The organism is Sphingomonas agri (genome assembly GCF_038148795.1).
Taxonomy (GTDB): domain Bacteria; phylum Pseudomonadota; class Alphaproteobacteria; order Sphingomonadales; family Sphingomonadaceae; genus Sphingomicrobium; species Sphingomicrobium agri.
The window spans coordinates 208815-223098 of sequence record NZ_JBAPEU010000003.1 but is presented as its reverse complement, the minus strand read 5'-3'; the positions used below and the strand labels follow the sequence as shown (position 1 = coordinate 223098).

Here is a 14284-nt window from a genome sequence, read left to right as displayed (position 1 = left end):
AGAAGATGGACATCCGCGCCGCTGAAATCTCCCGCGTCATCCGCGACCAGATCGCGAACTTCGACGCCGAAGCGCAGGTCTCCGAGGTCGGCACCGTGCTGTCGGTCGGCGACGGCATCGCGCGTATCTACGGTCTCGACAACGTCCAGGCCGGCGAAATGGTGGAGTTCGACAACGGCACCAAGGGAATGGCCCTCAACCTTGAGGCCGACAACGTAGGCGTGGTGATCTTCGGCTCGGACTCCGAGATCCGAGAAGGTTCGACTGTCAAGCGCACCGGGACGATCGTGGATGTTCCCATTGGAAAGGGCCTCCTCGGGCGCGTCGTCGACGCCCTCGGCAATCCCATCGATGGCAAGGGCCCGATCGAATACACCGAGCGCCGCCGCGTCGAGGTGAAGGCGCCTGGAATCATTCCGCGCAAGTCCGTGCATGAGCCGGTTCAGACGGGCCTCAAGGCCCTCGACGCGCTCGTTCCGATCGGCCGCGGCCAGCGCGAATTGATCATTGGCGACCGGCAGACCGGCAAGACTGCAGTCGCGCTCGACACCTTCATCAACCAGAAGGAAGTCAACAAGTCGGGCGACGAGAGCCAGAAGCTCTACTGCATCTACGTGGCAGTCGGCCAGAAGCGCTCTACCGTGGCTCAGATCGTCCGCGCGCTCGAAGAAAATGGCGCGATGGAATATACGATCGTGGTCGCCGCCACTGCATCGGAGCCGGCGCCCCTGCAGTTCCTCGCGCCCTACACGGGCTGCGCGATGGGCGAATATTTCCGCGACAACGGCATGCACGCCGTCATTGTCTATGACGACCTCTCCAAGCAGGCTGTCGCCTACCGCCAGATGTCGCTTCTTCTTCGCCGCCCGCCTGGCCGCGAGGCTTATCCCGGCGACGTTTTCTACCTCCATAGCCGCCTCCTCGAACGCGCTGCGAAGATGAATGAAGCCAATGGCGGCGGCTCGCTGACCGCCCTGCCCGTCATCGAGACCCAGGCGGGCGACGTGTCGGCCTACATTCCGACCAACGTGATCTCGATCACCGACGGCCAGATCTTCCTCGAGACAGACCTGTTCTATCAGGGCATCCGGCCGGCCATTAACGTCGGCCTCTCGGTCAGCCGCGTTGGATCGGCCGCACAGACCAAGGCGATGAAAAAGGTCGCAGGGTCGATCAAGCTCGAACTTGCACAATATCGCGAGATGGCGGCCTTCGCCCAGTTCGGCTCGGACCTTGACGCCTCGACCCAGAAGCTCCTTGCACGAGGTGCACGCCTTACGGAGCTTCTGAAGCAGCCGCAGTACCAGCCGATGCCGATCGAAGAGCAGGTTGCATCCATTTTCGCTGGCACCCAGGGTTTCCTCGACAACGTCGGCGTCCGGGACGTTGTGCGTTACGAGGCGGCGATGCTGAGCTTCCTGCGCTCATCTAAATCGGAAATTCTTGCGAAGATCCGCGACACCAAGCAGCTCGACGACGATACCGCAGCAGCGCTCAAGGACGCGCTCGGCGAGTTCGGCAAGCAGTTCGCGTAAGGGAAGTCGGCGCTAGATCATGGCGAGCCTCAAGGCCCTCAAGATCCGCATCGGCTCGGTGAAGTCGACGCAGAAGATCACCAAGGCGATGAAAATGGTCGCCGCGGCGAAGCTTCGCCGAGCGCAGCAGAACGCCGAGGCCGGCCGCCCTTATTCCTCGCGGATGACCGAGGTCGTTCAGTCGCTGGCTTCGCGCGTGACGGTTGGCCCGCAGACCCCCAAACTGCTTGCCGGCACTGGCAAGGACGCGACCCACCTGATCGTCCTTGCAACCGCGGACCGCGGGCTTGCCGGAGCCTTCAGCAGCAATGTTGTCCGTGCGGCCCGCCGCAAGGCCGATGATCTCATCGGCCAAGGCAAGACAGTCCTCTTCTACATCGTGGGCCGCAAGGGGCGCCCGGTCATCCAGCGCCTCTATCCCAAGAGCATCGTTGCCCAGTACGACACGAGCGAGATGAAAACGCCGACGTACGCCGATGCGCAGCGGATCGCGAAGGACCTCGTCGACCGTTACGTCACTGACGGCATTGACGTTGTTCACCTCGCCTATGCGAACTTCCGCTCGACGCTCGTTCAGGAGCCTGCGATCGACCAGATCATTCCTGTCGCGGTCAAGCCGGCGACAGAATCTGCGCCGCCGAAATCAGGCGCCCCCGCGGCCGTCGAATATGAGCCGGACGAGGAGGAGATCCTTGCAGATCTGCTGCCGCGCAACATTGCGGTCCAGATCTACCGCGCGCTTCTTGAAAATCAGGCCGGCTTTTACGGTTCGCAGATGACCGCGATGGACAATGCGACCCGCAATGCCGGCGACATGATCAACCGCCTGTCGATCCAGTACAACCGGCAACGCCAGGCAGCCATCACCACCGAACTCGTTGAAATCATCTCGGGCGCCGAAGCGCTCTAACCAGACCTGAAGGCAAGGAAGACTGACATGGCTACCGCCGCCGAACCCAAGCCCCGCGCCCGCGCCAAGAAGACCGAAACGTCGGCAAGCGGAACCGGAACCGCGATCAGCGCCACCAACCTGGTCGGCCGCGTCAGTCAGGTGATCGGCGCCGTCGTCGACGTCGCGTTCGAAGGTGATCTTCCGCCGATCCTCTCAGCGCTGGAAACCGACAACCAGGGCAACCGCCTGGTGCTCGAAGTCGCGCAGCATCTCGGCGAGAACGTCGTTCGCACGATTGCGATGGACTCCACCGACGGCCTGACGCGCGGCCAGGCGGTCAACGCGACCGGCTCCCAGATCCGGGTCCCCGTCGGTCCCAAGACGCTGGGGCGGATCATGAACGTCATCGGCGAGCCGATCGACGAGCGCGGCCCAATCGGCAGCGACCAGACTGCTCCCATCCACGCTGAGGCGCCGGCCTTCGTCGACCAGTCGACCGAGGCCGCGATTCTCGTCACCGGCATCAAGGTCATTGATCTTCTCGCTCCTTACGCCAAAGGCGGCAAGATCGGTCTCTTCGGGGGTGCAGGCGTCGGCAAGACGGTGCTCATCCAGGAGCTCATCAACAACATCGCCAAGGGCCACGGCGGCGTTTCCGTGTTTGCCGGCGTCGGTGAGCGTACCCGCGAGGGTAACGACCTTTACCACGAGTTCCTCGACGCCGGCGTCATCGCCAAGGATGCCGACGGAAACCCGACCCCCGAGGGCTCGAAGGTCGCGCTTGTGTTCGGCCAGATGAACGAGCCGCCGGGAGCGCGCGCCCGTGTCGCCCTGTCGGGACTGACGCAGGCCGAATATTTCCGCGACCAGGAAGGCCAGGACGTCCTATTCTTCGTCGACAACATCTTCCGTTTCACGCAGGCCGGTTCGGAAGTGTCGGCGCTGCTCGGCCGAATTCCGTCGGCCGTCGGCTACCAGCCCACCCTGTCGACCGACATGGGAGCGCTGCAGGAACGCATCACCTCGACCAACAAGGGGTCGATCACCTCGGTGCAGGCCATTTACGTGCCCGCCGACGACTTGACCGATCCCGCGCCGGCGACCTCGTTCGCCCACCTCGACGCGACGACGACGCTCAGCCGCGCCATCTCGGAGCTTGGAATTTATCCGGCGGTCGATCCTCTCGACTCGGTCAGTCGCGTGCTCACGCCGGCCGTCGTGGGCCAGGAGCATTACGAGGTCGCCCGCGCAGTTCAGGAAACGCTTCAGAAGTACAAGAGCCTCCAGGACATCATCGCGATCCTCGGCATGGACGAGCTCTCCGAAGAGGATAAGCTCGTGGTGAGCCGGGCCCGCAAGATCCAGCGGTTCCTCTCCCAGCCCTTCCATGTCGCGGAGGTCTTCACCGGCATTCCAGGCAAATTCGTCCAGGTCGAGGACACGGTCCGCTCTTTCAAGGCGGTGGTCAGCGGCGAGTACGACCATCTGCCGGAGGCGGCCTTCTACATGGTGGGCGGCATCGACGAGGCGGTCGCCAAGGCCGAGAAGCTCGCCCAGGAAGCTTGAGCCTTGGCCGACGACCTTCATCTCGACGATTGCGTCAACGAAGTGTGCCCGTGGTCCGGAAAGCCGGTCAGCGCGGACAGCCTGGCACGCTATAGAGGCAAAGTCGTCGGCTTCTGCAATACGGGCTGCCGCGACAAGTTCGAGGCGGCAACGCGCGCATTCGACGCCAAGATTGAAGGCAGGGAATAATGGCCGAACTGCATTTCGAGCTCGTCACGCCGGACCGGCTGGTGATGTCCGAGGATGTTTACATGGTCGTTGTACCGGGCGTTGAAGGGGATTCGGGCATCATGGTCGGCCATGCCCCGTACATGACGACCCTCAAGAACGGCGATATCGCCGTTTACCGCAGTCAGGGCTCGGCGCCCGAGCGCATTCCCGTGACCGGCGGCTTCGCCGAAGTCAGCGACAGGGGCCTGACCGTTCTCGCCGAGAGCGTCGGCGACCAGGCCGCAGCTTAGCAACACGTTTACCATCTTCGACTAGTCACCGCGGTCGATGCCGGCCGCCTCTTTGATTGCAGCCAAGCCTTCGGGCACCGGGCCGTTTGCCAAGATCGCGGCGCGGCCGCTCACCTTGGCGCTCATTACGCTCGCACTGCTTACGGCCGCCCGCGTGAATGGTCGGGTCGATTCCGACGTCGCCTGGCAACTGTGGATCGCCGAGCGGATTCACGCCGGCGCGAACCTTTACACAGACATCGTCGAAACCAATCCGCCCCTGTGGTTCTGGATGGCTGTTCCGGTGGAGCGACTTGCGGCCCTTCTCGACGTCCGGATAGAGTCGCTGCTGATCCTCGCGATGAGCTTCATCACGGCGCTATCGCTAGCAGCGACGGACCGGTTTGCTGTCCACATCGAACCTGCCCGCCGCAGCCTTCTTCTTGCCTATGGTGCAATCATTCTTGCGGCGATGCCCTGGATGCATGTCGGGCAGCGCGAGCAGATCGTACTCATTGCCACGTTGCCCTACGCAGCGCTGGTCGCAAGCCGCCGGGAGGGCCGATCCGTCTCGGTCCTGACCGCGGCGTCGATCGGCGCGGGGGCAGCGCTGGGGTTCGCGCTCAAGCAATATTTCCTTCTTGTCCCGGCGATGCTCGAACTGTGGCTTCTGGCGGGCAAGCGGCGCGCCTGGCGAGCAATCCGCCCGGAGACGCTCGCCCTCGTCGCTGTCGGTGTCTCCTACGCGGCTGCGATCGCATTCATCGAGCCTGATTTCATCGGTCGCATCGTCCCGCTCATCCGTCTTGCCTACGGAAGCTTCGGTGCGCCCGGCGTTCGCTATCTCTTTGGCCCCTTCGCCATCGTGGGATTGCTGCTGCTGGGCGCGCTGAGCTTTAGCGCCCGCGTGCTTGGCGGCCGAAGTACTCCGATCGCGTCGGCGATGACCGTGGCTGCATTCACGTTCGCGCTCGTCTATTTCATCCAGTTCAAGGGGTGGCCCTACCACGCGATCCCCCTCATCGGCTGCGCGTCGATCGCGCTTGCGTCCCTCCTTGCCGAAGGCAAACAGACACCGCCCTGGCTTCGCGTGTTCGCCCCTGCTCTACTTCTTCTTCCGCTGGCCCTGTCGGCTCAAGAGGAGCTCAACCCCGCGCTTCCCAGTCCGGACCTCTTGAATGCGGTCTCTGGCCTGAGGCCGGGCGACAGCGTGGGCTTCCTCACCACCGAGACGGCAATCCCCTGGTCGGTAACCCTCCAAGGCCACTATCGCTACGCGTCGCGATACAACGGGTTCTGGATGATGCGCGCGATCCTCCGCAACGAGCATGCCCGCAGCCCCGACCCGCGGCTGACCGCTCTCGGCCGGCAAATCGCCGCCGAGACTGCATACGACTTCGCCTGCATCCCGCCCAAGCGGATCATTGTCACCCGGCCGCGCCCTGGCGAGGCTACCTTCGACACTCTCCCGTTCTTCCTGCGGGACCGGGATTTTGCCTTGCTCCTCTCCCACTACCGCGTCCGTAGCCGCACGAGCCTTGAAACCTACGAGCTCGCCTCGCCCTTCCCGGCACTATCGTCGAGCTGCCGCAAGGGCGTTTGAGCGATGCCACGCCAAGGTTAGTCTTTCTTTAGGCATCTGCCGTTAATGGTCAGGCTCGAATTCCAGTTAAGCGAGCGACAACAGGCATGAGCGCATTCGGCAAGCGTGGTGGCATGAGCGGCGGTGGCGGACGGCCCAATTTCGGCGTTGCCAAGCCGATGAAGGGCGGCCCGGCAAGCGCTCCGGTCTCAGGCGGCGATCAGTTTCCGCCGATCGACGAACTGACGCCGCCGGTTGATGGCCCGCTTGCGGAACCCGCCAGCGGCAACATGGGGGCGATGGACCGCCTGACGGCGCGCCAGAACAGCAGCGGCGATCAAGCAAGCAGCAAGGCCGAAGGTTTCGAGGCCTCGGTCCACCGCATCAAAGAGCAGGTGCTGCCGCGACTTCTGGAACGCGTCGATCCCGAAGCGGCAGCCACCCTCAACAAGGACGAGCTCGCCGAAGAATTCCGGCCGATCATCTCGGAAGTGCTCGCCGAACTAAAGATCACCCTTAACCGGCGCGAGCAATTCGCGCTCGAGAAGGTCCTGGTCGACGAGCTCCTGGGTCTCGGGCCGCTGGAAGAGCTGCTCGCCGATCCGGCAATCAGCGACATCATGGTCAACGGCCCAGAGCAGACCTACGTGGAACGCAAGGGCAAGCTCGAGATCGCGCAGATCCAGTTCCGTGACGAGGAGCATCTGTTCCAGATCGCTCAGCGGATCGTGAACAAGGTCGGTCGCCGTATCGACCAGACGACACCGCTATGCGACGCCCGCCTGCAGGACGGCAGCCGCGTCAACGTGATCATTCCGCCGCTTTCGCTTCGCGGCACTGCGATCTCGATTCGTAAGTTTTCGGAAAAACCCATCACGCTCGACATGATGAAGGGCTTCGGCTCGATGTCGGAAAAGATGGCGACCGTCCTCAAGATCGCCGGCGCCAGCCGGATGAACGTCGTCATCTCGGGCGGTACCGGCTCCGGCAAGACGACGATGCTGAACGCGCTGTCCAAGATGATCGATCCTGGCGAGCGCGTGATCACCATCGAAGACGCGGCCGAGCTTCGGCTGCAGCAGCCGCACTGGCTGCCGCTCGAAACGCGGCCCGCCAACCTCGAGGGCCAGGGCGCGATCACGATCCGCGATCTCGTCATCAACGCCCTGCGTATGCGTCCTGACCGCATCATCCTGGGCGAGATCCGCGGCAGCGAGTGCTTCGATCTCCTCGCTGCTATGAACACGGGCCACGACGGTTCGATGGCGACGCTCCACTCCAACTCCCCACGCGAGTGCCTCGCGCGTATGGAGAACATGGTGATGATGTCGGACATAAAGATCCCGAAGGAAGCGATCAGCCGTCAGATTGCCGACTCCGTTGATCTCATCGTGCAGGTGAAGCGCCTTCGCGACGGATCGCGCCGCACGACCAACATCACCGAAGTAATCGGCATGGAAGGCGACGTCATCGTCACCCAGGAACTCTTCAAGTTCGAGTATCTGGACGAGACAGCCGACGGCAAGATCATCGGTGAATATCGGTCGATGGGCCTGCGCCCATACACGCTCGACAAGGCCAAGCAGTTCGGCTTCGATCAGCCTTATCTGGAAGCCTGCCTCTAGCCACAGCACGGCCTTCGCGTTGATGAAGTGAACCCGCGCTCATAGCTATCAGACTGCAGAACGCCCGTAAGTCGGGGCCGTTTGCCGCGACGAAAATCCGCGTGCCACCGGCCAATCGGGGATCCCAGAAGCGACAGGCGGCACTCCCTTGCCGACTTTTGCACATGAACCCTTCGTAATGGAGAATTCACTCGTCAGATCGGCGGCCGCTCCGCACGGCCGCTCCACTGCAGGCACCAAGGCGTAAGACTACCATGTGCGGAATCGCCGGCTGGTACAGAAGGGGCGGCCGTCCGGTCGAGCGCGACGAGATTGCCCGCCAGTGCGGCCGCATGCGCAATCGGGGGCCGGACGATTCCGGCTATCTGACCGAGGGCGACTTTGGGTTTGGAATGCGCCGCCTCAGCATCATCGATGTTGCGGGCGGACACCAGCCCATCCTCAGCGCCGACGGCCGCTATGCCATCATCTGCAACGGTGAGATCGTCAATCATCTCGAATTGCGCGCAAAAATCGGTGCAGCCTACCCGTTTCGCACGCGCAGCGATGTCGAGACGCTGCTGGCGGCGTTCATCCGATGGGGTGACGAGGCGTGGCTGCACGCCGAGGGAATGTATGCGGCCGCGATCTGGGATCGTGCTGATCGAGAACTGCGGCTCGTTCGCGATCCGCTCGGGATCAAGCCCCTATTCTTTTCGGAGCAGCAGGGCGGAATTGCCTTCGCCTCGGAGATCCCGGCTCTACGCGAAACACCGGGATTTGAATTCGACGTGGATGAGCGCGGCATCCACGACTTTTTCTGTTTCGGCCATGTACTCGGGCCCCGTTCGATCTTCAGCCAGGTACGCGCACTTCCGCCCGGGCACATTCTGCGGATCGGAGCGACTGCTAGCGCCCACATAGAGCGTTATTGGGCGCCGCAGATCCGGGCCCTCGAGGGTCGGAGCGATTCTCAATGGATCGAGGAAACGCGGGCGCGCGTGCTGGACACTGTCCGGCAACATATGATTTCCGACGTGCCGGTCGGTGCTTTCCTTTCAGGAGGCATCGATTCGGGCGCGGTGGCTGCGGGGATGACGCGAGCAACGCAGCGGCCGGTTACCGTCTTCACCGCCGGATTTCCGGGCTCCAGGATCGACGAGACCGCCGCTGCGCGCCGGGTTGCCGATCATCTGGGATGCAATCACATCGTCTTGCCGATCGAGCCCAGGAGGGCCGCCGACATTCTGCCCCTTGTGCAGGCTGCGTTCGATGAGCCTTCGGCTGCGAATTCCGCGATCCCTTTATGGTATCTGTCCAGGGCAGCAGCTGAGCACGTAAAGGTCGTGCTCTGCGGCGAAGGCGGCGATGAGCTCTTCCTCGGCTACAACAGACAGCGCTGGGCCGAGCGGATGCGTCGCTATGCCCCCCTCGTCCGGGCCGCGGGCAACCTCCAGTGGCTCGACCGTCTCGGCGATCTTCCGACAAGGAAACTCAATTACCTACGCGATCATGCGACGCGATTTCGCGACGGCACCCTGCTCGAGAGCGGCTTTGAAAGATTCTTCGCTGCCGTCAGCATCACCTCGTCCTCGGTCCGGGCGCGCATCTACAACCCTGATTTCTGGGCCAGACACGAGCGGGGCTGCACGCCTGCAAAGCGCGTGTCGGAAGCCTTCGGTCAGGAGGCTGCTCCCGGGCTCGCAATCGAGCAGTTCATGCTCGGCGACCTCACGGTGCATATGCCAGCGTCGCTGCTGCAGCGCCTCGATCGGGCGACCATGGCCCATTCGCTCGAGGCCCGGGTCCCGTTTCTTTCCCGCGGCTTCGTCGACTGGGCATTGACCATCCCGACGGGTCTCAAGCTGCGCGGCGGGGTCGGTAAATATGTACTCCGACAGGCGGTGAAGCCCTGGCTTCCGGCCGTCACCCTTAAGGGTCGGAAACTCGGATTCCAGATGCCGCTCGCCGACTGGTTCGTCGGTGGGTTCAGCGATTTTGCGCAGGAGGCCTGGATGTCCTCGGGGGCAGCCGACGCAGGTTTTCTGGAATCGAGCGAGATCAACCGCCTCTTCGACGAGCACCGCCGCGGGCTCGCCAATCACGGCCGTCTTCTGTACGCCATCGCGATGTTCAGCTGCTGGTGGAAGGACCAGCGTCCAACGCGACGCGAGGCGCAGAGTGCGGCACAGCCCCAGAAGCAAATCGCACTCGGCTGAAGGCGGAGCGCGCGTCTCTACTGCTCACGCGACCGGCGATGTCACGGCCCCGCTCGTCTGGCTCCTGATGGGCACGCGGGCAGGTGACAACAATCAGCTTCGCGCGCTTGCAGAGGGGCTCGGTTATCCGTTCGAAGAAAAGATGATCGGCTATAACGGGCTGCGCCGCATCGCCTTTCTTCGACGTGGCCTTACGATCGTCAAACGTCGGTCACGTCCATTGATCCGGCCGCCATGGCCCGATCTCGTCCTGTGCGTCGGCTACGCAAGTGTTCCCGTTGCCCGCTATGTTCGCCGGCAAAGCGGCGGCAGTGCCAAGCTCGTGCACATCGGAAATCCCCGCGACAAGCTGAAGGATTTCGATCTGCAGATCACCAACCCGCAATATGCGCGCAGCGCCCCCAACCTCCTTGAGCTCCTCTTCCCCATCGGCAATCCGGCAAAGCACGTCGAACCGAGTGCCGACGAACTTGAATGGCTCGCCCGCTTGCAGCGTCCGCGCCGGTTGGTCGCGGTCGGCGGCCCGGCGCGGCACTGGCGGCTCGACCATGCGGCCATTGCGAGCGCAATTGGGACACTGAGGTCCAAAAGCGGGGGAAGCCTGATCGTGGCCACCAGTCCCCGGACCACGCGTGCCACTCGTGATTTTCTTCGGACGCTCGTCACCGGCGGGCACGAGGCGCTTGTCGAGGACTTTCCGCGCTTTGCCGTACTTCTTGCCGAATGTGACGAAATCCACGTGACTGCCGATAGCGTGTCCATGCTCTCCGAGGCTGTGCTGACGGGAAAGCCCGTGGGAATGATCCCTATCGCCCGCTCGGCCCGGGGGCTGCTCAGCCAATGGTTTTGGGAACGGCCTTTCGGCGGCAGGAGCCTTCCGGATTTTGGAAACTTCTGGCGTCTGCTTCATCGAGGAGATCTGGTCGGGACGGTCCAAGACCCTGTTGTGAGCCAATCGGGCGATACTGTCGGTCAGGCGACTGCTGCAGTGCGCAAGTTGATCAGTGGGGGAAGATTTGAACGGCAAGTCGGGTGAACCGGCCGTGCGCGTCTGGGCGCTGACGGGCGCCCGGGCGGGCGATAACGACCAGGTGATCGCGCTTTCCGAAGCGCTTGGCGTCCCCTTCGAAATCAAGCAGCTGGAATATAACCGCTGGCGGCTGTTGGGGCCCCGACTCCTCGGTCGGTCACTCATGAGCCTCACCCGCGCCTCGCGCAGCGAAGTCCTCGCCCAAGAGCCGCCCGATCTTACGATCTCGGGCGGCCACAGGAGCGTGCCGGTGGTCCAGGCGCTGCGCCACCGGTCGGACGGCCGCACGCGCTCGATCCATGTCGGATTTCCCCGCGCCTCTCCGGGTCTGTTCGACCTCGTCATAGCGACGCCGCAATATCCGATTGCCGAGCACCCCAATCTTCTTCGCGTTCCTTATGCGCTGACGACTGCAGCAATGAGGCACAACAGCCCGTCAAACGACGCGACGCTTGCTGATCTTCCCCGCCCCCGCCGGCTGATCATCGTGGGCGGACCCAACCTCTACTGGAAGATCGATGAGGCAGCCCTTCTTGGAACGATTCGAGAGGCGCTCGCGGACGCCGAGGCGTCCGGAGGATGCGTTCTCGTAACAACCAGTCCCCGCACACCCTCGCCACTTCGCCGGAAAATCGCCGGCTTGCTCGGCGCCTCCTTTGCACCGTCCCTCCTTGCTTCGCCGGGCAAGGCGCCCCCTTACGCGAGCCTCCTTGACGCTGCGGACTCGATCCGGATCACCGCTGACAGCGTCGCCATGGTCTCGGATGCAATCTGGAGCGCTAAAGAGATAGCGCTCGTAAGAGTAAGCATGAGGTGGCTTGGAAGAGCAGCGATGACGATTATGGGACTGCTTCGGCCGGGCAAACCCATCCATCCCCAAGACCTGCGATTCTTTTGGCGCGCGCTGGAGAAGATCGGAGTGACGGAGCGCTTCGCCCGACCGGCGACTCCAACGAGCGAGGAAATGGACAGGATTCTCGTCCGCGCCGCGCCTATCCTCGAGGCTATCAAGGAGCGCGGCTGAGGATCTTGCCCCCGAGAATGCCGTCGATTCCAAATCATCGTTTTGACGGAGAGAGTGCTGGGTGCGGGAATGTCGACGGGAGCAACCCCGCTGGTCATGGTGAACCACTCGAACACTGCCAGGTCAGCTCCCTCAAACCCCAACCTGAGGTTGTTCCTGGTCCAGGCGGATCGTTGCTCGTAACCAGGCGCATGCGTCCCCATATGGCTAACGCCGCTCATTGCTGGCTGAGCGGAGGCTGAAAGCGAGCGGAAGGGTCCGCTCGGCTTGGGAGAACTTACATGGAGGTTTGTTTGGCGCCGATTGCCCCCCATCGCCTGGTAAGGTTCAAAGAAACGGCGTGTTCATGAGCAATTTGCCGGCGGACGGATCGTCTCTGTCAAATCCTCTCCGGAAGAAACGGAGGATTGAAACAGACAAGGGTCGGGCGGCACGGCTCGAGAACCGCGCGCTCGAGCGCAGCGAGAAGGCTTCCTCCGAAGACGAAAAAATCGACGCCGCCATCAAGCGAAGCATCGATCAATATGGCGCCTGACGCCTGAGCTTAGGAGAGGTCTCATGCACGATCCCGGCGATGCGAAAGACAAGAGCTTCACCGCCTTTCGGTCCGCGGCCGAGGAGGCCGACACGAAGCGCCACAGCGATGCAACGAAACGGGAAGAGCAATCGTGGGACAACGAGGGTGGTCACATGAGCTCGACGGCCGGCCGGGTCACGCGGGTCTCGCGCACCGACCTGCCGTATGTCGTTATGTTGGAACATCATGGAAGCGAAACCAGCGAACACGCGTTCGCGACGATGCGAGAGGCCGAGGCGTTCATCAAACGGAACACGCCAGTGCCAGGCGCGGTCCTTGCCACGACCTATGACCGGCCCGCTTCCGCGCTCGCAAGATCTCCGAGCCAAGCGGATGGCGACATGGACGATGAAAGCATTCTTGCGCGGCTAAAGGTCATTGACCGGCGATTGCGACAAATCTCGACGGAAGAGGCAGCATCGGTGCTGGCCGGTGGTCTGGCAAATGCAGGGATCAATGACCACGAGCGCCTCAGACTGATCGCCGAGACGGAGCTTATTTTGGACGAGCTCGATGGGATGAGCGATCGCTGATTACGGTACGACTGGTTGCCAGCACAGTAGGATCTTCGATCGCAATTGGCGGTGAAAGCGATTGAGACGCGACGATAGCGCGAATAACAGCTCGCGTCGGCGCTTGTGCTCACAGGCGCGGCCTCAACGGACGAATCCTTTCACGAACGACGTCGCCGCGGATCACGTCGGCTTGCAGCTTTTGCCTCATCGTGTCGGCGCCAGCGCCACTTTGGCATACCAGCCGGACGCCGCCGCCCATCAAACCTTCGATCGACGAGACTCCCACTGCAGAGCGAGCGCAGTGCGCTCTCACATCGACTTCGCTCAACGCGAGCAGGATGACGCGGCTCATCGCTTCTCAGCGCGCTTCGCAGCGGCGAGCGCGTCTCGCGCCTGGGTATAACGGTAACCTTGCCAGACGAAGGTCTCGGCCTGAACTCGTTCGATGCCATACTGCTCGAGCTCGGCATTACTCGGCTCCGCATTGGGGTATGAGCTCATCTCGATTTCCTTTCGATTTGCGGTGGAGCGTTGACGGAATAGTCAGTTCTCAAAACGATTTGTTCTGCATCCATTCCCCGACATCGGCTTCCGCATTCTCCTGCGAACGGGAACAGCGCTCCTTGATCATGGTGACGAGCTGGCGCTCGTTCTTGATGGTGGAAGCATCGAAGTGAGTCAGAAAGGGCCAGCGCGTCTGCGCTTCAGCCATATATCTCCGTTTACGGAGAACGGTTTCAGGGCTGTCGGCACCAGTGAATCCGAACATATAGCCGCCTTCTCTCAAAAATGATCACTCATGATATAAGAAAAGATAACTAGTTTACTAGATGACGGCCGCAGGTTTATTATTTCAAGTTTACTAATATGATCGATTTATATTTTACGAGATAACTTGTTTTACTCGCAGTTCAGACCTATCTAATTCAAGCTACCAGTCGCAATCGACGGTTTTGGGCGCTAAGCCGCACCTTCCTCCCTCTTTGACGTCTCCTAGCGGCCCGGCGCCATTCCGGCGCGTGCCAACAAAGGAACTCACCATGAAATATTTTGGAACCGTCAACTCGTTCGACACCGGCAAGGGCCACGGCGAGATCAAGCCGGAAACGGGCGGCGACATGCTTCGCTTTGAGCGCAGCGCCTTCTCATGGGAAAATAACGCTGTCCCGACCGTCGGTCAGCGTCTCTCCTATGACGTCGGCACCGATAGCGAGCGCAAGCCCTGCGCTCTGAACCTGCAGACGATTTAACGAAGAACGAGCGGCGGCGATTGTTCGTCTCCGCTCGAACTTTATCAAAG

General features: G+C 62.3%; 16 protein-coding genes. 12 read left to right on the top strand and 4 right to left on the bottom strand.

Annotated features, from left to right (window positions below; translation table 11 throughout):
• Positions 1 to 5 precede the first annotated feature (5 nt).
• From atpA to V8192_RS13115, 10 genes are all read left to right on the top strand, one after another.
• Positions 6 to 1535 (top strand): F0F1 ATP synthase subunit alpha, encoded by a 1530-nt coding sequence (gene atpA, locus V8192_RS13160; protein ID WP_341633559.1) that lies wholly within the window; start codon positions 6 to 8, stop codon positions 1533 to 1535.
• 19 nt (positions 1536 to 1554) lie between these two features.
• The gene (locus V8192_RS13155) at positions 1555 to 2445 is read left to right on the top strand and encodes a F0F1 ATP synthase subunit gamma (RefSeq protein WP_341633558.1); all 891 of its coding nucleotides are present in this window, start codon (positions 1555 to 1557) and stop codon (positions 2443 to 2445) included.
• Positions 2446 to 2472: 27 nt separating this feature from the next.
• On the top strand, positions 2473 to 3993 hold the full coding sequence (gene atpD / locus V8192_RS13150; protein WP_341633557.1) for a F0F1 ATP synthase subunit beta: 1521 nt from the start codon (positions 2473 to 2475) through the stop codon (positions 3991 to 3993).
• Between the two features lie 3 nt (positions 3994 to 3996).
• Positions 3997 to 4182 carry a glutathione S-transferase gene (locus tag V8192_RS13145; RefSeq protein WP_341633556.1) on the top strand — a complete coding sequence of 62 codons (186 nt, stop codon included), beginning with the start codon at positions 3997 to 3999 and terminating at the stop codon, positions 4180 to 4182.
• On the top strand, positions 4182 to 4454 hold the full coding sequence (locus V8192_RS13140) for an ATP synthase F1 subunit epsilon (protein WP_341633555.1): 273 nt from the start codon (positions 4182 to 4184) through the stop codon (positions 4452 to 4454). Before V8192_RS13145 ends, V8192_RS13140 begins: the two co-directional genes overlap by 1 nt.
• 37 nt (positions 4455 to 4491) lie before the next feature.
• Complete coding sequence (locus V8192_RS13135) at positions 4492 to 6036, top strand: hypothetical protein (RefSeq protein ID WP_341633554.1); 1545 nt, start codon at positions 4492 to 4494, stop codon at positions 6034 to 6036.
• A gap of 86 nt (positions 6037 to 6122) precedes the next feature.
• Complete coding sequence (locus V8192_RS13130) at positions 6123 to 7640, top strand: TadA family conjugal transfer-associated ATPase (RefSeq protein ID WP_341633553.1); 1518 nt, start codon at positions 6123 to 6125, stop codon at positions 7638 to 7640.
• 254 nt (positions 7641 to 7894) lie between these two features.
• A complete protein-coding gene (gene asnB, locus V8192_RS13125; RefSeq protein ID WP_341633552.1) occupies positions 7895 to 9838 on the top strand; it encodes an asparagine synthase (glutamine-hydrolyzing) in 1944 nt (647 codons plus the stop codon).
• Positions 9801 to 10874, top strand: a complete 1074-nt coding sequence (locus V8192_RS13120) for an ELM1/GtrOC1 family putative glycosyltransferase (protein WP_341633551.1) — start codon at positions 9801 to 9803, stop codon at positions 10872 to 10874. Before asnB ends, V8192_RS13120 begins: the two co-directional genes overlap by 38 nt.
• Positions 10843 to 11892: an ELM1/GtrOC1 family putative glycosyltransferase gene (locus V8192_RS13115; protein WP_341633550.1), complete on the top strand. Its 1050-nt coding sequence runs from the start codon at positions 10843 to 10845 to the stop codon at positions 11890 to 11892. The genes V8192_RS13120 and V8192_RS13115 overlap by 32 nt, the downstream gene beginning before the upstream one ends.
• 379 nt (positions 11893 to 12271) lie before the next feature.
• On the opposite strand, the gene V8192_RS13110 is transcribed toward V8192_RS13115, so the two are convergent.
• A complete protein-coding gene (locus tag V8192_RS13110) occupies positions 12272 to 12415 on the bottom strand; it encodes a hypothetical protein (protein ID WP_341633549.1) in 144 nt (47 codons plus the stop codon).
• Positions 12416 to 12450: 35 nt separating this feature from the next.
• Between V8192_RS13110 and V8192_RS13105 the strand changes: the two genes are divergently transcribed.
• Entirely contained in the window at positions 12451 to 13002 is a 552-nt protein-coding gene (locus V8192_RS13105) for a hypothetical protein (protein ID WP_341633548.1), read from the top strand.
• Between the two features lie 109 nt (positions 13003 to 13111).
• Here the strand turns inward: V8192_RS13105 and V8192_RS13100 are convergent, their stop codons facing one another.
• From V8192_RS13100 to V8192_RS13090, 3 genes are read right to left on the bottom strand one after another with little or no spacing between them, the layout of a single operon-like run.
• Positions 13112 to 13336, bottom strand: coding sequence for a hypothetical protein (locus V8192_RS13100; protein ID WP_341633547.1), 225 nt, complete (start codon positions 13334 to 13336; stop codon positions 13112 to 13114).
• Complete coding sequence (locus tag V8192_RS13095; protein ID WP_341633546.1) at positions 13333 to 13485, bottom strand: hypothetical protein; 153 nt, start codon at positions 13483 to 13485, stop codon at positions 13333 to 13335. The genes V8192_RS13100 and V8192_RS13095 overlap by 4 nt, the downstream gene beginning before the upstream one ends.
• A 49-nt stretch (positions 13486 to 13534) precedes the next feature.
• The gene (locus tag V8192_RS13090) at positions 13535 to 13696 is read right to left on the bottom strand and encodes a CsbD family protein (protein ID WP_341633545.1); all 162 of its coding nucleotides are present in this window, start codon (positions 13694 to 13696) and stop codon (positions 13535 to 13537) included.
• A 328-nt stretch (positions 13697 to 14024) separates the two neighbouring features.
• On the opposite strand from V8192_RS13090, the gene V8192_RS13085 reads away from it, so the two are divergent.
• Entirely contained in the window at positions 14025 to 14234 is a 210-nt protein-coding gene (locus V8192_RS13085; protein ID WP_341633544.1) for a S1 domain-containing protein, read from the top strand.
• The last annotated feature ends 50 nt before the right edge of the window (positions 14235 to 14284 follow it).